The 20495-nt window shown below is 42.2% G+C and carries 21 protein-coding genes and 2 tRNA genes; 9 read left to right on the forward strand and 14 right to left on the reverse strand.

Going from position 1 to position 20495, the window contains the following annotated elements; genetic code table 11:
- Positions 1-10 precede the first annotated feature (10 nt).
- Positions 11-238 (forward strand): hypothetical protein, encoded by a 228-nt coding sequence (locus ACLOAU_RS01720; protein ID WP_427860098.1) that lies wholly within the window; start codon positions 11-13, stop codon positions 236-238.
- Here ACLOAU_RS01720 and arsB read toward each other — a convergent pair.
- From arsB to ACLOAU_RS01745, 5 genes are all read right to left on the reverse strand, one after another.
- The gene (gene arsB / locus ACLOAU_RS01725) at positions 218-1294 is read right to left on the reverse strand and encodes an ACR3 family arsenite efflux transporter (protein WP_427860099.1); all 1077 of its coding nucleotides are present in this window, start codon (positions 1292-1294) and stop codon (positions 218-220) included. The genes ACLOAU_RS01720 and arsB overlap by 21 nt on opposite strands.
- Positions 1294-1707, reverse strand: coding sequence for an arsenate reductase ArsC (locus ACLOAU_RS01730; protein ID WP_427860100.1), 414 nt, complete (start codon positions 1705-1707; stop codon positions 1294-1296). Before ACLOAU_RS01730 ends, arsB begins: the two co-directional genes overlap by 1 nt.
- A gap of 56 nt (positions 1708-1763) precedes the next feature.
- A complete protein-coding gene (locus ACLOAU_RS01735) occupies positions 1764-2240 on the reverse strand; it encodes a DUF6428 family protein (protein ID WP_427860101.1) in 477 nt (158 codons plus the stop codon).
- 58 nt (positions 2241-2298) lie between these two features.
- Positions 2299-2628 carry an ArsR/SmtB family transcription factor gene (locus ACLOAU_RS01740; RefSeq protein ID WP_427860102.1) on the reverse strand — a complete coding sequence of 110 codons (330 nt, stop codon included), beginning with the start codon at positions 2626-2628 and terminating at the stop codon, positions 2299-2301.
- 194 nt (positions 2629-2822) lie between these two features.
- Positions 2823-4550 (reverse strand): tetratricopeptide repeat protein, encoded by a 1728-nt coding sequence (locus ACLOAU_RS01745; RefSeq protein ID WP_427860103.1) that lies wholly within the window; start codon positions 4548-4550, stop codon positions 2823-2825.
- A gap of 746 nt (positions 4551-5296) precedes the next feature.
- Between ACLOAU_RS01745 and ACLOAU_RS01750 the strand changes: the two genes are divergently transcribed.
- Entirely contained in the window at positions 5297-5629 is a 333-nt protein-coding gene (locus ACLOAU_RS01750) for a YegP family protein (protein ID WP_427860104.1), read from the forward strand.
- 440 nt (positions 5630-6069) lie between these two features.
- Positions 6070-6813: an SDR family oxidoreductase gene (locus ACLOAU_RS01755; RefSeq protein WP_427860105.1), complete on the forward strand. Its 744-nt coding sequence runs from the start codon at positions 6070-6072 to the stop codon at positions 6811-6813.
- Between the two features lie 72 nt (positions 6814-6885).
- On the opposite strand, the gene ACLOAU_RS01760 is transcribed toward ACLOAU_RS01755, so the two are convergent.
- The 3 genes from ACLOAU_RS01760 to ACLOAU_RS01770 all read right to left on the reverse strand — a co-directional run bounded on the left by ACLOAU_RS01760 (position 6886) and on the right by ACLOAU_RS01770 (position 9211).
- Positions 6886-8361 carry an aminotransferase-like domain-containing protein gene (locus ACLOAU_RS01760; RefSeq protein ID WP_427860106.1) on the reverse strand — a complete coding sequence of 492 codons (1476 nt, stop codon included), beginning with the start codon at positions 8359-8361 and terminating at the stop codon, positions 6886-6888.
- Between the two features lie 494 nt (positions 8362-8855).
- Positions 8856-8927 (reverse strand) — tRNA-Glu (locus ACLOAU_RS01765).
- Between the two features lie 212 nt (positions 8928-9139).
- Positions 9140-9211, reverse strand: a tRNA-Glu gene (locus ACLOAU_RS01770).
- Between the two features lie 184 nt (positions 9212-9395).
- On the opposite strand from ACLOAU_RS01770, the gene gap reads away from it, so the two are divergent.
- The 3 genes from gap to ACLOAU_RS01785 all read left to right on the forward strand — a co-directional run bounded on the left by gap (position 9396) and on the right by ACLOAU_RS01785 (position 12700).
- Positions 9396-10409 carry a type I glyceraldehyde-3-phosphate dehydrogenase gene (gap, locus tag ACLOAU_RS01775; RefSeq protein ID WP_114793292.1) on the forward strand — a complete coding sequence of 338 codons (1014 nt, stop codon included), beginning with the start codon at positions 9396-9398 and terminating at the stop codon, positions 10407-10409.
- A 167-nt stretch (positions 10410-10576) separates the two neighbouring features.
- Entirely contained in the window at positions 10577-11776 is a 1200-nt protein-coding gene (locus tag ACLOAU_RS01780) for a phosphoglycerate kinase (RefSeq protein WP_427860107.1), read from the forward strand.
- 105 nt (positions 11777-11881) lie between these two features.
- Positions 11882-12700 carry a hypothetical protein gene (locus ACLOAU_RS01785; protein WP_427860108.1) on the forward strand — a complete coding sequence of 273 codons (819 nt, stop codon included), beginning with the start codon at positions 11882-11884 and terminating at the stop codon, positions 12698-12700.
- Between the two features lie 9 nt (positions 12701-12709).
- Here the strand turns inward: ACLOAU_RS01785 and ACLOAU_RS01790 are convergent, their stop codons facing one another.
- Both ACLOAU_RS01790 and ACLOAU_RS01795 read right to left on the reverse strand, forming a co-directional pair.
- Entirely contained in the window at positions 12710-13900 is a 1191-nt protein-coding gene (locus tag ACLOAU_RS01790; RefSeq protein WP_427860109.1) for a hypothetical protein, read from the reverse strand.
- A 62-nt stretch (positions 13901-13962) separates the two neighbouring features.
- The gene (locus ACLOAU_RS01795; RefSeq protein ID WP_427860110.1) at positions 13963-14145 is read right to left on the reverse strand and encodes a carboxypeptidase-like regulatory domain-containing protein; all 183 of its coding nucleotides are present in this window, start codon (positions 14143-14145) and stop codon (positions 13963-13965) included.
- Positions 14146-14376: 231 nt separating this feature from the next.
- Here ACLOAU_RS01795 and ACLOAU_RS01800 point away from each other — a divergent pair, with 231 nt between their 5' ends.
- The 3 genes from ACLOAU_RS01800 to ACLOAU_RS01810 all read left to right on the forward strand — a co-directional run bounded on the left by ACLOAU_RS01800 (position 14377) and on the right by ACLOAU_RS01810 (position 17234).
- Positions 14377-14733: a diacylglycerol kinase family protein gene (locus tag ACLOAU_RS01800; protein ID WP_427860111.1), complete on the forward strand. Its 357-nt coding sequence runs from the start codon at positions 14377-14379 to the stop codon at positions 14731-14733.
- Between the two features lie 235 nt (positions 14734-14968).
- A complete protein-coding gene (serC, locus tag ACLOAU_RS01805) occupies positions 14969-16051 on the forward strand; it encodes a 3-phosphoserine/phosphohydroxythreonine transaminase (protein WP_427860112.1) in 1083 nt (360 codons plus the stop codon).
- A gap of 28 nt (positions 16052-16079) precedes the next feature.
- The gene (locus ACLOAU_RS01810) at positions 16080-17234 is read left to right on the forward strand and encodes a phosphoglycerate dehydrogenase (protein WP_427860113.1); all 1155 of its coding nucleotides are present in this window, start codon (positions 16080-16082) and stop codon (positions 17232-17234) included.
- 50 nt (positions 17235-17284) lie between these two features.
- Here the strand turns inward: ACLOAU_RS01810 and ACLOAU_RS01815 are convergent, their stop codons facing one another.
- The 4 genes from ACLOAU_RS01815 to folK form a co-directional block, all read right to left on the reverse strand.
- Positions 17285-17737, reverse strand: a complete 453-nt coding sequence (locus ACLOAU_RS01815; protein ID WP_427860114.1) for a GNAT family N-acetyltransferase — start codon at positions 17735-17737, stop codon at positions 17285-17287.
- A gap of 25 nt (positions 17738-17762) precedes the next feature.
- A complete protein-coding gene (locus ACLOAU_RS01820; RefSeq protein ID WP_427860115.1) occupies positions 17763-19058 on the reverse strand; it encodes an MFS transporter in 1296 nt (431 codons plus the stop codon).
- A 95-nt stretch (positions 19059-19153) separates the two neighbouring features.
- Positions 19154-19786 (reverse strand): deoxynucleoside kinase, encoded by a 633-nt coding sequence (locus ACLOAU_RS01825; protein ID WP_427860116.1) that lies wholly within the window; start codon positions 19784-19786, stop codon positions 19154-19156.
- A gap of 57 nt (positions 19787-19843) precedes the next feature.
- On the reverse strand, positions 19844-20356 hold the full coding sequence (gene folK, locus ACLOAU_RS01830; protein ID WP_427860117.1) for a 2-amino-4-hydroxy-6-hydroxymethyldihydropteridine diphosphokinase: 513 nt from the start codon (positions 20354-20356) through the stop codon (positions 19844-19846).
- Positions 20357-20495: the final 139 nt, after the last annotated feature.

Below are 20495 nucleotides of genomic sequence, written 5' to 3' on the forward strand. Positions count from 1 at the left end.
AATAGCCAATTTGGGAAGAAGGGGTGTTCGAAAAGGACACCTCTTCTTTTTAATTCCGGGCGTTGCCGAAGGTTTTTGCGGTGTATCAAAAAAAGAACAGGAAGCTTTCCATTTGCTGCAGAAGTCTTACTGTTCGGCCCGGTATGATGCTGATTTTTTGGTGAACTATGCGCATGTAGAGCTGGTACAAAAAAATCTGGCTGAATTGATGCAGCAGTTAAGCTATTCTTTTATTTAAATACCATCTTTTTCTTAACCAAAATGCCACATTCACCAGGGCTATCAGGGCCGGTACTTCTACCAATGGCCCTATTACCCCGGCAAAAGCCTGCCCGCTGTTAATGCCAAAAACACCAATGGCAACGGCTATAGCCAGTTCAAAATTGTTGCCTGCGGCAGTAAAGGCAATAGAGGTATTACGCGAATAATCTACACCCATTTTTTTACCAATAAAAAAGCTTACCAAAAACATCATTGTAAAATAAATGATCAGTGGCAGGGCTATACGTATCACATCTGTTGGTATGCTAACTATTAACTGGCCTTTTAAGCTAAACATAACTACTATGGTAAACAATAAAGCAATTAACGTAACCGGGGAAATTTTCGGCAGAAATACGTTTTGATACCAATCATCACCTTTCGCTTTTCTTAAAACATACCTTGTCATAAAACCGGCCGCAAACGGAACGCCCAGGTAAATGAACACGCTTTTGGCAATTTGTCCAATAGTAATATCAATTGCAACTCCCTTTATTCCAAACAGGGGCGGCAACACGGTAACAAATACATACGCATATACGCTGTATAACAGCACCTGGAAAATGCTGTTTAATGCAACCAGCCCGGCGGCATACTCCCGGCTGCCTTCGGCTAATTCGTTCCACACAATAACCATAGCTATGCAGCGGGCCAGCCCTATAAGTATCAGGCCTGTCATATATTCCGGGTAGTGATGCAGGAAAACAACAGACAGCAAAAACATCAATACCGGGCCAATTACCCAATTAAGCAAAAGGGATATGCCCAATACTTTTGTATTGTTGAAAACTTCCTTTAGTTTTTCATAACGCACTTTGGTAAAAGGAGGATACATCATTAAAATCAACCCTATAGCCAGCGGGATATTAGTAGTGCCGCTCGAAAATGAATGAATAAAATCGGGGGCCGAAGGAACAAAATACCCAATGCTAACACCAATGGCCATTGCCAGTAATATCCAGAGTGTTAAATAACGATCTAAAAAGGAGAGCTTTTTACGTTCCTGTGCCGGGGCGCAATGGTCTGCAGGCATTATAAATTGGTTTCAACAAAGTTTTTAGCATAGTCTTTTATCATATCCCTTACTCTTGCAAATTCCTTTTCAGTTGCTTCCTCTGTGCCCTGGAATTTTGCAGGATCAGGAAAATTATAATGGAATTTTACCGCATGAGTAGGGAAGAAGGGGCATCTTTCTTTAGCATTATCACATACAGTAATAACATAGTCAAAATCGATATTACTATACTCTGTAACGTTGTTAGAGGTATGGCCTGAAATATCAATACCATCGGCTTTCATAGTAGCTATTGCCTTAGGGTTTACGCCATGCGTTTCTACACCGGCGCTATAGATCTCCGCCTTATCCCCGGCAAAATGTTTTAAATAACCTTCGGCAATCTGGCTGCGGCAACTATTGCCGGTACAAAGCACTAAAACTTTTTTCATGTATTTTTTTTGTTTTGATTCAATGATTTTTTGATGACGTTAACCGGCATGGTACTTTAGCAACATCCGCCTCCGGGCGTGCAGCGGCTTTCAGCAGCAACCGGTAATTCTTTTAAAGATAGTTTTTGCTTTTGGGGCGGTACTCCACAACTATCTTTGGCAAGGCAATCGGTAACGGTAGATACCAGAACAAAGGATGCCCCGTCAAAATCCAGGGCATACTTACCAATAGTGTCGCCCTGGTATTCCACTTCCACTTCCAGGTTGTCGTTAATAGAAAGTTGCTGTTCGCAGAGGTTGATAATATGTAGCAATTTACCGGGCTTTAAACGGTGTTCATAATCATTGGCGTTCCATAGCTGAAAGTTAACTTTAGCTTCAAAGCGGGTGGTTCCGCCACAATCTATAAAGTGTTTATTTACTATTCCCACTTCCGTTACATGAAAATGTTCCGGCACTTGGGTGCCGTCAGGCAACGTAAATGCTACAGTATCAAGGCCCGGTAGCAGGCTTTTAATTTCAGACAGCTTCATAATTTCTTATTTTATGTTTATAATATTGCATTATTACGATGAATGATTGTAAATTTTTTTAACAGCAGCTTTTTACAGGGGTAAATGAGGTAAAGAATGCCGACAGCTCCTTGCTTACCTGTGCCCACACTTTGTCATCAATACAATAGCAAATACTGGTACCCTCAATACTTCCCTTAATAATTCCCGTATTTTTTAATTCCCGCAGGTGTTGAGAAATAGTGGCCTGTGCAAGGCCCAGCTCTTCCACCAGGTCGTTACAAATACAGGCCTGCGATTTTATAATGTGCTGAAGAATGGCAATACGCGCCGGGTGAGCCAGCGCCTTTAAAATGGTGGCCAGCCGGTTTTGCTGCTTATTAAATATTTCAGTTTTTGTAATCCCCATATTTCAACTATTAATTGCAATATTACGATAAAGTTATTGCAAAGAACAAAAAACTTAAATAAAGAGTAAAAAAAATAATGGTTTGCCCTGGTAAATGAAATATATAGCTGCATAGCCTTTTTATACCAACAAGCCAACATAGCTCACAATAGTAGTTCACCTCTCTGTTACTATATGTAATTGTGTTCACTAATTTATCCTTCTTTTTTCTTCAGCATCCAACTAATATCCGTATCTGCGTATTGCCAGGCCTTATCAAAACGTTTTTTCACATCTGCCGCGGTAGCCTTGCCTTGTTTTTGAAGCGCTTCATATAAGCCGCTTAATGCCCAGCCGTTCTCTTTCCAGGTATCCAGGTCTTTCCTGTATATTTTCTCCGCTTCGGCATAGCTTCCTGCCTCAAGCAATGCCCTTCCTAAATGATGGCGTACAGAAAAAAACCAATCGGGAGGCTCGTTATAATTCAGGTTGTCTTCAATAGCAATAGCCTTATCATACTCTTTATAAGCTGTACTATATTCCTTTTTGTCTTTGTATAGTTCCCCGCCAAGCACATGCACGGCAATTTGTACAATGTCCTGCATATTGTTAATGTTCCAGATGGTCATTGTTTTTAGTACGGTGTCCCTGGCAAGCTCCTTCAGGCTGCCCAACTCATTTTCGGCTTTTGTTATTTGGTGCTTGCCCAAAAAAGCCATGCCCCTGGCATAATGTAAGATAGCGCGGGGATAGATCAGCTCCTTTGCCGGAAGGGGCATGGCCAGTATGCTATCCCACAATGCAAACTTTACAGCAACAAAATAAGGAACCGTATAATAGTGCTGTAATGTTCCCCATCCCGGTTGTAGCATAATATCCTTTGCTGTTTTTTCCTGTACTTTTTTTGCAGCTTCCCAGGCCAGCCTGGAGTTACCTTCAAGCGTTGCTGTAGCAGCTAAATAATGGTAGTTATGGGGGTAGTATGCCAGCGGGTAGGCGCCCTGCGCATGGCAGGAAGTGATATAAGTGCTATCTGCCTTTATAGCTGCAATATTGGCCAGTGATCCTTTATGATAGTCGCCCGTCCAGATATAAATATGCGAAGGCATATGCACCAGGTGCCCCGATCCAGGAACAAGGGTCATTAACAGGTTGGCAGCAGCCAAACCCCGTTCCGGTTCATCCGAAGCTTCAACAGCGTGAATATAAAAATGCGGAGCGCCGGGGTGTTGGGGATATTGTTGGATCAGTTGCTCCAATATATTTACGATCTCGGGAGTCCAGGGTTTCGGCGTTTTTGTTTTTTTATCATATAGGTCCCAGGGATGCATATCCATAAGTGATTCAGTATACAATGCGCTGATATCCGCATCGTCAGGATAAATATGATATACTTTTTGCATGGCCGCAGCATAGGCTTTATCAAGATCAGCCCTGTTTGCCGGAGGTGTAGCTACATACCGTGCTGATAAGGCCGAGATCAAAGCTTTTTCTTTGGGTGTGCAGTTACCCGCAAGGGCAATGGCTTTTTGGATTGCCTGGTAGGCACGCTGGTAATTATCTTCTTCCATGCCGGCGTTGTAGTTAGGGCCCAGCACATAGGCAAAGCCCCAGTAGGCCATGGCGCAGGTAGAGTCTAGCCGGCTGGCTTCAAAAAAAGAACGCGCTGCTTCTGCATGGTTAAACCCGTAGGCCAACATCATCCCCTGGTTAAAATAAGCCTGCGCTTCTTTGTTGTTGGTCGAAATGTTAAAGTCAATGCCTTCGAGCCCCGTTAACAGGGGTGCCTTTGTACCGGCAGTGTACCAGGCTTTATCAGTAGTTTTAGGCATGCAGCCTATAACGGCGGCGCCCGGCTGGGTTGAATCAGGCTGTTTCTTTGGAAGCCTGTTGCAGGCGGTGCTCAGGCCAAATATGGTAAGGAAAAAGAGGAGCTTTTGCATGTAGCGTGTTTAGGTTGTATCGATTTTTATTCAATTCAACTACCATCCTTATACGCGGAGCAAAACCTGCAGCGGTAGTATTGGGATATTCTGCTGATTGTTATTAACAATCGCTACTAAATGTATTACAATTTTTACACTACCAGGCTCACATAAATAGGGGATAGACCCGGCAGCAATGGCAACAGTGTGCCTGCTGGTTTTCGCCGGATTGTTCAAAGAGCAACAGCCTCAGGTTTCGGAAGAAGTGCAGCAGCAGTTGTAATAGAACCTTTTACTAAGTTTTTGAATTACTAAAATCCATATCCTCTTACCAGTCATTTCGGTGAAGATTTTACACTGCCGTTGTTGTGTCTTTTTGACCAATGACTGACGTTTGGGCAAGGTGTTTTGTTTTTATTGCCACGAATTCCATTGATTCCATGTGATTTATTTGCAGTAACAACCGGATGTTATTTAACCCCGCCTGCTGCAGTCGGGAAGGCGCGAGGTAACAGGTTTGAAACATTTTGTTGTACAGAATGCACGAATATTTTGTACTATCATTCGTGCATTCGTGGCAATATATTTTATTTAAAAATGAATACTAAGCAAATCGCTCAGGCACTTTACACGGAGTTGTAGAGCGTGCGTATGTTTATTGATGCTTTAGCGCTTCTTAATTATGGTGGCAAAAAATGCAAAGATCATACTACTTGTATATTATAAATAATGTGTATATTGGTGCATCACTAAAAAAAATATCTATGGGGAAATTTGTAATCAGTAAAAGAACTAACGGAGAATTTCAGTTCAATCTAAAGGCCGGGAATGGCCAGGTTATATTAACCAGCGAAGGTTATGCCAACAAGTCTGGCTGCGAAAACGGGATCGAATCTGTAAAAAAGAATGCCGGCGATGATGGCAGCTATGATCGTAAAACAGCTGCCAATGGTAAATTTCATTTTAACCTGAAAGCTGGTAATGGGCAGGTTATCGGAAGTAGTCAAATGTATGATAGCGCTGCCGGCAGGGATGGAGGCATTGAATCCGTTAAGGAAAATGCACCCGGTGCTGCTACTGAAGATGAAACAGTTTAAAAGATCTGTGCAACCTTTTACATCTTCTTAATAGAAGTATTTTCAGGAGTTCAGCAATCGGGACCGGGCAGATCAATTACCGGTATTTTGGATGAATATTAAAAAACGGCAATTCTTTATAGGATTGCCGTTGTATTATTTGTAAGATTTTACAATCTATCAAAAGTTGGTACCCTGCATGAGCGAAATGTCGAACTATTTTTTAGCTGGTTTGAATAGGTTGACTTTCTTAAAGACACTTCCTTACGATCACCTGCTATAATGTCCGTATCGAATGCAGAAGCAAATGCTCCTGGCCTGGCCGCTGGACTGCCTTAAATCTGAGTTTTGGATGGTCAGGGTCGCCGTTTTTATCTCTTATTTTGACATTGAAAATGGCAGTCGCAGCTTATTAATTGCGTCTGTTTTTAGATCATATTCTTTTATTTAAATATTTATCCATGAAGATCTTAGTAATCGGAGGAACCGGCCTGGTAGGTAAAGGCGTATGTGAAAAACTTAAAAATACCGGCAACGAAGTAATTGTGGGAACGCCGTCAAATGGCGTCAATATTCTGACAGGAGAAGGGCTTGCAAATGCTTTAGAGGGAACTGATATTGTAATTGATCTTTCCAATTCTCCATCGCCTGAAGCGCAAATCGCCTTGAACTTTTTCAAAACGGCAGCCAATAATCTGGTTAAGGCTGTAAAAGCCGCCGGTGTCAGGCACCACCTCGTCCTTTCAATCGTTGGTACAGATAGGGCACAGCATATCGGGTATCTTAGAGCAAAAAAACACCAGGAAGATGCCGTGGTAGAATCTGGCATACCGTACACCATTATCCGCTCAACTCAATTCCACGAACATGTAGGCACAATTATCGATGTTCAGGGGGACGGGAAGAATGTACATGTGTCAACAATAGACTATCAACCCATAGCATTGGAAGACGTTGTAGATTATGTAGTGAGGTTTTCTTTGGAGGAGCCTAAAAACAAGATAGTAGAAATAGCCGGTCCTGACCGCGGATTGATGAGCGATGTCGTGGAAGGTTACCTGAGAGAGAAGGGATCGGATAGGATAGTAATAGCTAACGACAATGACAAGTACATGTTTGAAGATATTCCGAGATCTTTGTTAGTGCCTGCAGGTGAATTTTTCCCAGGTAAGATCAGGTTTAGTGACTGGATAAAAAAACAATAAACATACGTTTTTCCAGTTACGTCTCATTAAAAGATGACACGACCCAATAGTTTATAGATACGAAGGGCCTGCTCAACGGGATTTTTTAAGGGCCTGGGCAAAAGTTTGCATTTCATTTGTATTTAACGAGGCAAAACCCAACCTGATCCCGTTGACGTCTTCTTTATACTTATGAAGGCTTCCGTCATTCAGATAAATGCCGTTGGTCGCCAATCTTTCTGCGAGCTTGGGTATTGAATATCCGGGATCAAATAATGTCCAAACAGCCATACCACCATTGGGCACGATAAACCTTGCGACGTCTCCCAAAGAAGATTGAAGAAGCTCACAGAACCGGTCTCGCCTCTTTTTATATACTTTCACAGATTTTCTAAGATGTCTCTGCATATCGCCTGTTGTGAACAGATGGGCAACAGATTCTTCGAATAACACATCGCCACGAATGTCCAACACTTGTTTAAGCTTAGAGGCCTGCCATACGAAATCTTGCCCTCCAATAAGATATCCCAATCTAATAGTGGGTGCCAGTGTTTTAGAAATAGATCCTATGTAAAGAACATAACCATTATGTTCTGCGCTGGCCAATGGCAGTATCGGAGCATTCTCGTAATGGAAATCATAGTCGTAATCGTCTTCGATCACTGGAAGCTGGTAGCGTCGGATGATATCTAAAAGCTTAATCCGTCTTTCTGCGCTCAAGGTTACCGTTGTCGGGTGATGGTGGTGGGGAATGATATAGAGGAGGCTTGGTTTTGACTGTTTGCAGATATTCTCTATTGCTTCAACATCGATCCCATCCTGATCTACCTTGACCTTAATAAGCCTGGCACCCAACTGCTCAAAAAGCCTGTCGGCTAAAACATAGTTTAGGTCACCAACAATAACCGAGCTGCCTGGCTGAAGGATCATACTTGCTGCTATGGAGATCGCCAATTGTGCGCCATGGGTAACCAGAACCTGTTCCGGGGATAGATCCAAAGCTCTTGTCTGGGATAAAAACAGGGCAAGCTCGGTTCTCAACGAATTGCTTCCCAGCGAGCCTTCAGATAGCAGTTTATTATAAGTATTCATCCTCTTTGAAAGAAACCGGTATCGGTCTATTATCAAATCTAAGGGAGCAATTCTGGCATCAGGAAAACCATCGTTGATCATCATTTGATGAGGCATCAGCTTCCTTGTTCCGGATGGTGGAGCGGCGATGGTTCTGTAAAATTTGTTAGGTTGCCCGGCGGGAACCCCGGCCGGAGCGGATGCTTGGAAGGACTTTGGACTGCTAATAGGTAAGTGGGTGGAAACAAAATTCCCCTTTCGTTTTATAGGTTCAACCCAGCCCTGAGCCTGTAATTCTTCGTATGCAGCTACAATCGTTGTACGGTTTACTTTCAGCATTGAGGCCATATCCCGACTTGCCGGCAATTGATAGCCGGCCTTAAGTTGTCCTTTCCTGATCAAATCAATCAAACCATTGGCGAGTTGTCTGAATACCGGAGTAGGGGATTTTCGATCGATGGAGATAAGCGTGCTGAATGGTAATGTCTGGACTGTCATGTTTAAGATCTTGCTTATTTAACTTTTGAGGAACAAGACATAATTTTACGAAAAAATTTAAGAGTGTTGTTATTCAGCACCAATAACCTGCTTCTGTATCAAAAGCAAAGTTGAGTATTTCATAAAAATAAAGAGCGAGCTAAACAGTTATGCCTGCTTCGCTATTCATGCTTCATACAAATAAATAATCGACAAGATTTTTTTTTAATCTTGTCGATTGCTGAGCCAGGAACATTGTCAACAATCATAGCCTGGATCAGGCTGTGATACCTCCATCTATTCTTAAGCTGTTTCCCAGAGCTAAGAAACGCACACTTCATTTTGGGGCGGTACCCTTAATGGACCAGTTCTTACAAAGTTGAACCAATTTTCGAAAATATAAGCGCTAAATGTAATAGAAGAAGTGGTTGGGTTATGATATAAATATTTGAAACCAATTGCTTTACTAAAAAAATGGCGCCAACTGCTAGTGTTTGGCGCCATTGGGCTTTTCGTAGCGCGTACGGGAATCGAACCCGTGATTCCTCCGTGAAAGGGAGGCGTCTTAACCCCTTGACCAACGCGCCTTGTCTGATTTGGGAGTGCAAATATAGGGAGCTGATTGGAAGAGTAGCGCTAACGAATAAAATTTATTCGCAGCAAATGCCATAATTCAATTTTCAATTCCTGGTTTTAGTAATACTCTGGTAATGGGTGGCCGGGAAAGCCGTAGTTAGGGCCGGAGGCCGCAGTGTTAAAATGGGTGCATTAAAAAAGCCAGCTGAAAAGCTGGCCTTCGTAGCGCGTACGGGAATCGAACCCGTGATTCCTCCGTGAAAGGGAGGCGTCTTAACCCCTTGACCAACGCGCCTTATCCGATTTGGGAGTGCAAATATAGGTTGCTGCTTTGTAATGTCCAAAACTTTTTCTGAAAAATGTTTTTCCACTTTTATACGTGAACAAAAAATAAGATGTATCCGGTACACTAAATCCCATAAAATCGTTAACTTCACGCCTCCAAAAAAAGTACTTATAAATTAAATTACTAAAAAATCATGAGCACAGTAAAAGTAGCCATCAATGGTTTCGGTAGAATTGGACGTTTAGTTTACCGTCAGATCTACAATCAGCAAGGCATTGATGTAGTAGCCATTAATGATCTTACAAGCCCCGCCACACTTGCGCACCTATTAAAGTACGACTCTGCACAGGGCCCTTTCAATAAAAATGTATCTCATACAGAAAACTCTATTATAGTAGAAGGTGAAGAAATTAAGATCTACGCACAAAAAGATCCTGCTCAAATTCCATGGGGTGAGCATGATGTAGATGTAGTATTAGAGTGCACTGGTTTCTTTACAGATAAAGATAAAGCTCAGGCACATATTACTGCAGGTGCCAAACGCGTTGTAATTTCAGCTCCTGCTACAGGCGATCTGAAAACAGTTGTATTCAATGTAAACCACGATATTTTAGATGGTAGCGAAACAATCATTAGCTGTGCATCTTGTACTACTAACTGCTTGGCTCCAATGGCTAAAGTATTAGACGATACTTATGGCATCGAAATCGGTATCATGACTACCATCCACGCCTACACTAACGATCAAAACACTTTGGATGCGCCACATCCTAAAGGAGATCTTCGTCGTGCACGTGCAGCTTCTGCTAATATCGTTCCTAACAGCACTGGTGCTGCAAAGGCAATCGGTTTGGTATTACCTAACTTAAAAGGTAAGTTAGATGGTAGCGCTCAGCGTGTACCAACAATCACTGGTTCTATCACTGAGTTGAACGTGATCCTGGGTAAACCAACTACTGCAGCAGAAATCAACGCAGCAATGAAAGCAGCAGCCAACGAAAGCTTCGGTTATAACGAAGACGAAATAGTAAGCAGCGACGTAATCGGAACCAGCTATGGTTCTCTGTTTGACGCTACTTTAACTAAAGTAATGAACGTGGGTGACAAACATATCGCTCGTACTGTATCCTGGTATGATAATGAAATGAGCTATGTTTCTCAGCTGGTTCGTACAGTAAAATATTTCGCAGGCTTAATCAGCAAATAATCGCGATAACAAATTGAAAGGCGGAACAAAGCGTTCCGCTTTTTATTTTTATAGAACCGGCAAGAGTGCTGTCATTATTTTGTGCGTAAAAGACAGGCATTGTTGTTGGATGTATTCAACTTTATTTAAAACCTGTCTGCCGACAGGCAGGCCCTAAACATATTTATATGTCAAAGTTTTCAGAATATAATTTTAAGGGGCAGAAAGCCCTCATACGTGTAGACTTCAATGTGCCTTTGAACGAAAGCCTGGAGATTACTTCTGATGCGCGTATGAAAGCTGCTGTGCCCACCATCAAAAAAATATTGGCCGATGGTGGTAAAGTAATATTAATGTCTCACCTGGGTCGCCCTAAAACCGGTCCCGAAGATAAGTTTTCATTAAAGCACCTGGTAAAGCATTTAAGCGATCTGCTGGACGGGGCGCCGGTATTATTTGCCAACGATTGTGTGGGCGAGCAGGCCTATCTTACAGCTGATATGATGCGCGAGGGCGAAGTGCTGTTGCTGGAAAACCTTCGCTTTTATAAAGAAGAAGAAAAAGGTGACGAAGCTTTTGCTGAAAAATTAAGCAAACTGGGTGATGTATATGTAAACGATGCCTTTGGTACAGCACACCGTGCTCATGCGTCAACCGCTGTAATAGCTAAGTTCTTTCCTTCAGAGAAAAGAATGTTTGGCCTGTTGATGGAAGCAGAGGTAAACAGTGCACAAAAAGTATTGAGCGACTCACAAAAACCTTTTACCGCTATATTAGGCGGAGCCAAGGTTTCTGACAAAATACTGATCATCGAAAACCTGATGGACAAAGCTACAGACATCATTATTGGTGGTGGTATGGCATACACCTTCTTTAAAGCAATGGGTGGTAATATTGGTTCTTCTCTTTGTGAAGAAGAGCGTTTGGATACTGCCAGGGAAATTTTAGAGAAGGCAAAAGAAAAGAATGTATGTATTCACCTGCCTGGTGAAAGCCTTATTGCTGATAAATTTGCTGCAGATGCCGATACTTCTGAAGCGCCCAGCAATAATATACCCGAAGGCTGGATGGGACTGGATATTGCAGGCGAATCGAGAGGCCAGTTTGCTAATGTGATCAAAAAATCAAAAACTATTCTATGGAACGGTCCAATGGGTGTTTTTGAAATGGAAAAGTTCCAGGGTGGCACCAAGGCAATTGCAGATGCAGTGGCTGAAGCTACAGAAAATGGTGCTTTTTCTTTAGTTGGCGGAGGTGACAGCGTTGCAGCTGTTAACAAATTCGGATACACTGATAAGGTAAGCTATGTGTCTACAGGTGGTGGTGCTATGCTGGAGTTTTTTGAAGGTAAAACGCTTCCGGGTATAGCAGCGATCAACGAAGCCTGATAATTGGCAAAATAACTTTTTAAATGCGAAGCTTTATGTTTCGCATTTTTTTTATTTATATATATTTGATGCCAAATGACTTTTATGTGTAATAAAATCCTGTGCATGGTGCTATCGTTGATAATGGTAAGTAGTTTCACGCTGTCTGCACAAAAGATCACCAATGCATTGCATGGATATTTCAAAGCCAGCTCCGATACGGCTATGTACGAATATTTTACTTTTGATGGCAATGGCAGGGTAGATATTACAGGAATAGGTAATGGCTATTATTTTCAAAAAGATGATAGCCTTATTGTGTACCCTGATAAAAGCATCTTTAAATTTATTATTAAAGGCAATAAATTATACGGCGCTTCAGACTGGGTAGATGGCTATGTTTGGGAAAAAGTAAAGGATACAACTGTTGAATCCTTACGTACTGATCCCGGGGAATCTGACAGGATAGCCGGTTTGTTGTACCAGTACTATAATATCAAAAAAGGAGGTAGCGAGCTTTCCCTGCTCTTTGAAGGCCCCGACAGTACCTATGAGCATACACTTAAAAATTTGTGCGATAGTGGATTATCAAAAGCTTGTTTGGATTATGCCGGTTTGAAGACTTTAGAAGATATGGGTGGCGTAACTGCTTTGTTTAATTCCAAAAAACAAATTAAAAAGCGGGCGCCCAACCAGGAAATTGTGGACATCATATATCGCGCTATCGACTTGGGAGATACGAATGGCTATGAAGTGCTGGGTGGCTATTACGCGTCGATAGGAAATCTTCAAATGGCTCGTGAATCCTTTGAGCTAGGCGAGGAATTGGGTTGCGGTAAATGCAGCATGGCTTTGTTTAGCCTGGGGCTGGAAGAGGAGGCCCGGAAGCTGGAAGCGAAAAATAAAACAGCGCCTGCTAAAAAATCAGCTGCCAAAACCAAATGATCAATAGCGTTATTTTGAGGGCTTGAAATCTAACGGCAACATTTTATCCACTTTTTCATACGCCCAGTAAGCGCCTGTAATAAAGCTGTAAATACCGGTGTAATATCCGTTAGGTAAAATCAGCACCGGTTGAGATCCCGTCATGCTAAGCGTAGATTCCTGGTAACCCGAGTCATTGTTTTGCAACGCATTTTCTTCGATATATTCTTTATCCTTACTTTCCCCGGTATAAGTAATTTGCCAGGTATCTTTAAATTGAAGGAATAGTTGATTATCGCTCCTGGTAACAAAAAGATTGGTATTTAAGGGGCGCGAATAAAACAGTTTAACTTTTAAATATCCGCGTTGATCGGGAGTGATGCTTTGATAACCGCTGATCCGGTTCAAAGCTTTTTGATCCGGAATGATACTACCGGCAGTCTCCCATTGTATACGCCTTACTGCAGCAGTGTCTTTTACATCGAACGTGTAAACCGCAACCTGGTCGGATACCAGGGACTTTTTTACAAAGAAATAGGCCTGTACCGTCTTGTCGGCAGCAGCACGTGAAATAACAAACGGCATTTGGTCTCGTTTGCTGCCCAGCCATTGCAGTGCGTTATTGGCTTGTGATGCCGCTAAGGCCTTGTCCCCGGAAGCATATATGCCATCTATAAATCTAGCCAGTGCGGCGGAGCTGTGAATACTGGTTGTATCAGTAAAACCGGGTATGTAAAGGTTGATGTCTTTATACGGAATGGTTTTTATAAGATTAACGATAAATCCTTGTTCTTTTGTATTTCCCTCGTAAACAGACCGGATAAAATGAGTCAGTGATCCGCGGTAAGCTATCTCCCGGTTTTTATTCCAATGCTGCATTTTTCTTTTGCTGCCTTTCATCTCGGTAAATTGGGTGTTACCCTTATAAAACACAACCTGTGTTGCAAACCGGTGCTCATATTCGTTCAGCCAGTAAGTAAGCTCATAGCCCAGCGCATTATTTTTTATTTTAAGCGGTTCTTTCGAGTACGCCTTTAGGATATTATCCTTTTTTATTCGCCTGAAGCGAATCGCAGGATAGTTAACAATTTCGCATTGTTTTGCAAACGATGAATAACTAAGGAAATCTTTATTAAATGTGCTGCCGTATAGTGCCCAGCCATTTTTATCAACATTGGCGGTTACCACTACTTCATTAAGCAAAGCGGTGCTTTTTTGCATTTGAATGTTGAGGGGAGCAATAGGGAGCCGGGTGTCAATGCCAAGCGTTTGTGTTTCGTAGTTTACTGCTGAAAAACCAGTTCAAAATTAAATAAAGGAATATTAGCCAGCCGGAAGCTTCCATCTTTATCGGTTTGGGTACTAAAGGTGGTATTGTTAACATAAACCGATATGCCCTGCAATGCCACGCCGGATTCTTTGTCTGTTACTTTACCGGTTAATACTATTTCGTTCGGTTGGCACATTCCCCCTATTACCCAAAAGCAAAGTACTAATGTGAACATGCAACGGTTGATCAGATCGGCCATTTGCGGTCAAAATAAATCAATATTCATGAATTACTTTATTTCAACACCTCAAAAATTGGTTTCAATTTTGAAAAATGATGGTAGCCCGGCTTCTTGCTGAAGGAGCAGGTCTATGGCCTTAAATGTTTAGATTTGTTGCCGATGGCGCAACAATTCTCAATAAAAAAAATGCTGAAAAGCTTTGGTTACGCAGTCAGCGGGCTAATAGCGGTAGTTAAATCCGAACAGAACTTCAGGGTTCATTTGGTGTCGGCCGTGCTCGCCATAGCACTGGGTTTTGGGCTGGGTATATCCGGGGCAGAGTGGGGGCTAATCATAGCCTGCATAGCTGCTGTAATGGGCGCAGAAACTATGAATACGGCTATCGAAAAGCTCTGCGATGTGGTATCTCCCCAATATCATGACAAAATAAAGACTGTAAAGGATCTGGCTGCTGCCGCGGTTTTGATCGTTTCTATAGGTGCGTTAATTACCGGCGGTATCATTTTTATACCTCGCATTATACATCAGCTGTCCGCTTTTTAATCTGATTATAACATTAAATAATGCTTAAGAAGTGTTGTGGTGGTCCTGATTACCCCGTTTTCTATACACAAAACCTATGCTAAATGCCCGTCTTTCGTTATTATTTGACCAGCCGGGAAATACTTGTTTATTCACTAAATGTGCATAACTGTTAAAAATCGACAGTGCAGGATTGTAATTACGTTAGATAAGTTTAAATTCGCGCCTCAATATTTTAAACAATAATTAATAGGCAATGCAAAGAGTTTACAATTTTTCGGCCGGCCCTTCTGCTTTACCAGAAGAGGTTTTAAAGAAAGCACAAAGCGAAATGCTGTGCTATGGAACAAGCGGAATGAGCGTGATGGAAATGAGCCACCGTTCAAAAGATTTTATGTCCATTCTTGATTCGGCAGAAAGTTCATTGCGCGAGTTAATGCAGGTGCCCGATAACTATAAAGTTTTGTTTTTACAGGGAGGAGCTTCATCGCAGTTTGCTATGGTTCCTTTAAACCTGATGAATAAAAATAAAAAAGCAGATTATGTAAACACGGGAGCATGGTCAAAAAAAGCGATCAAAGAAGCAAAACGTTACGGAGCCGTAAATGTGATTGCCTCTTCTGAAGATAAAACTTTCAGCTATATCCCTGAACTGGATCCGGCTAAGTTTGATAAGGATGCAGACTATTTCCATATCACTACCAATAATACCATTTATGGTACCCGGTTTGCTGAATTGCCTGATACCGGTAATGTGCCGTTGGTAGGAGATATGTCTTCTGATATTCTTTCCAAACATTATGATGTTTCTAAGTTTGGCCTGATATACGCCGGAGCGCAAAAAAATCTGGGACCTGCAGGTGTAACCGTGGTGATCATTCGGGAAGACCTGGCGGGCAACGCAATGGACTTTACTCCAACTATGTTCAATTATAAAGAGCATATTGAGAACGGAAGTATGTATAATACGCCTCCCACTTTTGGTATTTACCTGATCGGTTTGGTATTAACCTGGCTGAAAGAGCAGGGGGGTGTTGCTGCAATTGAACAAACCAATATTGACAAAGCCAATACTTTATATAACTACCTCGATGAGTCATCGTTGTTCAAAAGCACGGTAGCAGGAAAAGACCGTTCTGTAATGAATGTTCCTTTTGTTACCGGTAACGAAGAGATAGATGCTAAGTTTATCAAAGAAGCTACAGCAGCAGGTTTTGTTCAATTAAAAGGACATAGGTCTGTAGGCGGTATGCGTGCCAGCATCTACAATGCTATCTCTCTGGAAGGCGTGCAGAAGCTGGTTGACTTCATGAAACAATTCGAAACAAACAACAAATAATTACTTTTTATTAATTACTGATTGCAAGATGACTTATATAATTAAAACATTAAATAAAATAGCCAAAACCGGTTTGGAGAAATTTGGTGAAGGCTATACAATTGCAGATGATGCGGCAAACCCGGATGGTATCCTGTTAAGGAGCGCATCGATGCATGAGATGGAGTTTCCTGAATCGCTTTTAAGCATTGCGCGTGCTGGTGCTGGTGTAAACAATATTCCTACGGATAAATGCGCTGAAAAGGGCATTGTAGTGTTTAATACACCTGGTGCTAATGCGAACGCAGTAAAAGAACTGGCGATCACATCTATGTTGATCTCTTCCCGCAAAATTGTAGATGGTATCAATTGGGCCAATGGGTTGACGCAGGATGTTGCCAAAGAAGTAGAAAAAGGAAAGGCGCAGTTTGTAGGGCCCGAGATTGAAGGAAAGGTGCTGGGTGTAGTTGGTTTGGGTGCTATTGGTGTATTGATCGCTAACGCAGCGGTTAACCTGGGTATGGAAGTTTTAGGATATGACCCGTTTATTTCGGTAGATGCTGCCTGGGGATTGTCCAGAGCGGTTAAAAAAGCTACTGATTTGAAAACGATCTTCGAAAAAGCAGATTACATCACCCTGCACATACCATACAATGCCCAAACAAAGGGCACATTAAATGCAGAAGCTTTTGCTCAAATGAAGAAAGGCGTACGCGTGATCAATTTGTCCCGTGGCGAACTGGTAAATGATGATGATATACTGGCTGCAATAGAAGCTGGAACAGTTGGCGGTTATGTTACGGATTTTCCGAATGAGAAGATGATCAACAGGCCCGGTGTGATTACTATTCCTCACCTGGGAGCTTCTACTCCTGAGTCAGAAGACAATTGCGCTCATATGGCCGCTATACAAACCAAGGTATACCTGGAAACAGGTAATATCAGGAACTCGGTAAATTTCCCGAATTGCGAAATGCCTTTATCGGGTGTTCAGCGTATTACAGTAGCTCATAAAAATATTCCAAACATGGTAGGGCAAATATCAACAGCTTTGGCCGATGCTCAGATCAATATCAAAGATATGATCAACAAAAGCCGTGGCGATTATGCTTATACTATTTTGGACCTGGAAAGCGTAAGCAGCGAAGAAAGCATCGCTAAAATAAGGGCGATCGAAGGTGTTTTACGTGTGCGAGTGATATAACTGATCTTGTTTTTAAGTTGTTGGAAGCCGGTACGAAAGTGCCGGCTTTCTTATTTTAAGGCTATTCGATAGTCTAAAAAAGCAGTATCCAGCTCCTGCCTTATAAAACCGATGCTTTCGTAAAGTGCCTGTGCCGTATAATTGTCAACCGCGGTAGATAATGCCAGGTAACTGGCGCCATCTTCAAGGGCGAAGTTCATAGCTGTTTTAATCAGGGCGGCTCCAATTCCCTGCTTTCTCTGGCCAGCTTCTACATAAAGATCATTTAAGATCCAGTTTTTTGAAACACGCATCGAAGAATACGTGGGGTAGAGCTGCGTGAAGCCGGCCGGTTGTTCGTTTATCAGAGCTACGAAGATCACCGATTCATTATTCGCCAACCTTTCAGTAAGAAACTTTTCAGCCAATGCTATGTCCGAAGCTTGTTTGTAAAAGATCCGGTATTTATTGAATAAGTCAGTTACTAACAATACCTGGTCAGTAGTAATTCTTTGTATATCCATAAAGTAAAGGGTAGAGGATGATCAACTAGTACTCAAATTTACGCAAGGTAGGTGCCTTAAACCAGGTAGTAACAACCACGGCTATAGTCATGCATCCTCCTATAATTACCGATGGTATTACACCAAAAGCACGGGACATCACACCGCTCTCAAATTGCCCCAGTTCGTTACTGCTCAATACAAACATGCCACTCACACTACTCACCCGGCCACGCATATGATCGGGTGTTAATAGTTGCATTACGGTTCCACGCACCACAACACTTACGCCATCCAGTATACCAGCTACAACCAACACAGAAAAAGATAGCCAAACCCATTTGGATAACCCGAACAGTATAATACAGGTGCCAAACCCGGCAACAGCCAGCAACATCTTCCGGCCCTGGCCTTTTTTCATGGGCCATAAGGTAAGTATGATCACAATAAAGATAGCACCGATATCCGTAGCAGCATTTAGCCAGCCAAAGCCTTTAGGGCCTATTTTAAGTATATCGCTCGCAAATACCGGGATCATGGCCACAGCACCACCAAACAAAACAGCAAACATATCCAGTGCCATGGCAGCTAATAAAGCTTTTGTTTGAAATACAAAAGACAAGCCTTCTTTAATACTGGCCCAGGTCTTTTTTTCGGGAGCCTGGGTGAAGCTACTATTATTGTCTGTTATCTTAATTTTGATAGGCGGTTTGGGTTTCAATTGATAAAGAAACAGAAGACTTAGAAAAACAAGACAACTGATCACAACAAGTGTTGAAGAAATGCCAATAAAGGCAATCAGGAAGCCTCCTGTAGCATGACCGGTTACTGAAGCGGAGAGCCATGTGCCCTGGTTCCAGGTAGTAGCATTCTGTAACAGGTTTTTGGGAACGATAGTAGCGATCATGGCGCTAAAACATGGTCCTACAAAAGACCGTAATATACCGGTGAAAAAGAATACGCTATAAATAAACCAGGAAATATGCGTAGTGTGCAGGAACTGTTGCGTTTTGGAAGTAGATAATGTAAATAACACAAGGGCTGCAATACAATATCCGGCTATACCTTTTAAAATGAGTTTCCTCTTATCATTCGTATCCACCATATGGCCCGAGTATAGTGCCAGGGCAAGGGCGGGTATAACTTCTGAAAGCCCTATCATGCCTATCGCCAATGGGTCTTTGGTTATTTGATAGATCCACCAGCCCACTACTGTGGTAATCATGCGCATAGCCATTACAAATGTAAAACGGCCAATCATCAGGTTTCGGTATTCAGGAATTCGAACTGCTGCAAAAGGGTCATTAACTAACTGTACTTCGGGGATATTTGCGCTTGCCATTAGGTATGCAAAGGTAGGGAGGTGTAATCAATGATAAGTAACCGGTGATCGCGAGGTGGCAGCGATCAATGGTTAACTATCGCCCGGCAACCCTATCAAGGCAAAGCAACAGGGTGGAGTCCTGGTTCATAATCATGATCAAGTGCATCAAGAATTATCTGCAAGTGTTTATCATCGGATAGGAAATCAGCATTAGACGCATCAACAAATAATACCGGTAATTGAAGCTGTTTAATATATTGCAGGTAAGTTTCCTGTATACTGTGCAGGTACTCATCCGGTATTTTTTGCTCATACGCTCGTTGCCGCTTTTTTATATTTTGCTGCAGTCTTGATACAGGGGCATGAAGATAAACCAGCAGCTGTGGGTGAATAAGCTGCTGCTGTACAATATCAAACAACCGTTGATACAGCTTATACTCATCTTCGCTTAATGTTACTTTGGCAAATAGCAGGGACTTGGTAAACAAGTAATCGCTGATCGTTAGTTGGTGAAACATATTCTTTTGCACCAGCATCTCCTGTAATTGTTTATAGCGTTCGGCCATAAAAAACAATTCCAGCGGGAAGGCAAACTGTTTGGGATTTTCATAGAACTGGGGCAGGAAAGGGTTGTCTGCAAAAGCTTCCAATACCAGTTTGGCATTATAATGCTTGCTGAGCAATGTAGCCAATGTGGTTTTACCGGCTCCGATATTCCCTTCTATGGTAATAAACTCGTAACGCAAATCAAATTAAAATAATAATGAGCCATAATAGTTGATGATACCGGGGCAAATATAATTCTACAGTTCGTTGGCCAAGATTTTTTTTACGCCTAACTGATCCTCGCTGGCACCCCAGATTGCCGATATAGTTTGATGAGACACCGGGTGAACCAGGTCGGGTGCTATTTCAGCAAGAGGCGCCAACACAAAATTTCGTTCGGTAATCCGCGGATGAGGAATAGTTAATTGGTCTGTATTGATCACTAAATCGTCAAAAAACAGGATATCGATGTCAATGATCCGTGCTCCGTACCGCTCAGTCCTGACCCTGCCCATCTCATTTTCAATAGCCAGTGTGGCGGTAAGCAATTGTAATGGATCCAGAGAAGTGGCCACTTTCAACACCTGGTTATAGAAACTGGGTTGATCGCTGACCCCCCAGGGCTCAGTTTCATAAACCGATGAGCAATCGAGTATCTTGCCAATATTTTGTTCAATTTCAACAATAGCCTGTTGCAGATTAGCGGGCCGGTCACCTAAATTAGTGCCCATAATTAAATAAGTCTCCTTTATTTTTTGATCTGTAAACACGCTGTATACATTTATTTAGGGCGGTAAATTTACAGAAGCCGCCACTAAAAGGGAAAGAAATCTAGGTGGAAGCCTGTAATACCATAGCAGACTAAAAAATTTGCATCCGAAATATCTTTAATTTTGGCGATATTAAAAG

Source organism: Paraniabella aurantiaca (assembly GCF_050309965.1).
Lineage (GTDB): Bacteria > Bacteroidota > Bacteroidia > Chitinophagales > Chitinophagaceae > Niabella.

What these genes read in the sequence shown, in the direction of transcription:
- arsB (WP_427860099.1), bottom strand. Translation starts at nt 1,294, where the DNA reads ATGCCTGCAGACCATTGCGCCCCGGCACAGGAACGTAAAAAGCTCTCC.
- ACLOAU_RS01730 (WP_427860100.1), bottom strand. Translation starts at nt 1,707, where the DNA reads ATGAAAAAAGTTTTAGTGCTTTGTACCGGCAATAGTTGCCGCAGCCAG.
- ACLOAU_RS01735 (WP_427860101.1), bottom strand. Translation starts at nt 2,240, where the DNA reads ATGAAGCTGTCTGAAATTAAAAGCCTGCTACCGGGCCTTGATACTGTA.
- ACLOAU_RS01740 (WP_427860102.1), bottom strand. Translation starts at nt 2,628, where the DNA reads ATGGGGATTACAAAAACTGAAATATTTAATAAGCAGCAAAACCGGCTG.
- ACLOAU_RS01745 (WP_427860103.1), bottom strand. Translation starts at nt 4,550, where the DNA reads ATGCAAAAGCTCCTCTTTTTCCTTACCATATTTGGCCTGAGCACCGCC.
- ACLOAU_RS01750 (WP_427860104.1), top strand. Translation starts at nt 5,297, where the DNA reads ATGGGGAAATTTGTAATCAGTAAAAGAACTAACGGAGAATTTCAGTTC.
- ACLOAU_RS01755 (WP_427860105.1), top strand. Translation starts at nt 6,070, where the DNA reads ATGAAGATCTTAGTAATCGGAGGAACCGGCCTGGTAGGTAAAGGCGTA.
- ACLOAU_RS01760 (WP_427860106.1), bottom strand. Translation starts at nt 8,361, where the DNA reads ATGACAGTCCAGACATTACCATTCAGCACGCTTATCTCCATCGATCGA.
- gap (WP_114793292.1), top strand. Translation starts at nt 9,396, where the DNA reads ATGAGCACAGTAAAAGTAGCCATCAATGGTTTCGGTAGAATTGGACGT.
- ACLOAU_RS01780 (WP_427860107.1), top strand. Translation starts at nt 10,577, where the DNA reads ATGTCAAAGTTTTCAGAATATAATTTTAAGGGGCAGAAAGCCCTCATA.
- ACLOAU_RS01785 (WP_427860108.1), top strand. Translation starts at nt 11,882, where the DNA reads ATGGTGCTATCGTTGATAATGGTAAGTAGTTTCACGCTGTCTGCACAA.
- ACLOAU_RS01790 (WP_427860109.1), bottom strand. Translation starts at nt 13,900, where the DNA reads ATGCAAAAAAGCACCGCTTTGCTTAATGAAGTAGTGGTAACCGCCAAT.
- ACLOAU_RS01795 (WP_427860110.1), bottom strand. Translation starts at nt 14,145, where the DNA reads ATGTGCCAACCGAACGAAATAGTATTAACCGGTAAAGTAACAGACAAA.
- ACLOAU_RS01800 (WP_427860111.1), top strand. Translation starts at nt 14,377, where the DNA reads ATGCTGAAAAGCTTTGGTTACGCAGTCAGCGGGCTAATAGCGGTAGTT.
- serC (WP_427860112.1), top strand. Translation starts at nt 14,969, where the DNA reads ATGCAAAGAGTTTACAATTTTTCGGCCGGCCCTTCTGCTTTACCAGAA.
- ACLOAU_RS01810 (WP_427860113.1), top strand. Translation starts at nt 16,080, where the DNA reads ATGACTTATATAATTAAAACATTAAATAAAATAGCCAAAACCGGTTTG.
- ACLOAU_RS01815 (WP_427860114.1), bottom strand. Translation starts at nt 17,737, where the DNA reads ATGGATATACAAAGAATTACTACTGACCAGGTATTGTTAGTAACTGAC.
- ACLOAU_RS01820 (WP_427860115.1), bottom strand. Translation starts at nt 19,058, where the DNA reads ATGGCAAGCGCAAATATCCCCGAAGTACAGTTAGTTAATGACCCTTTT.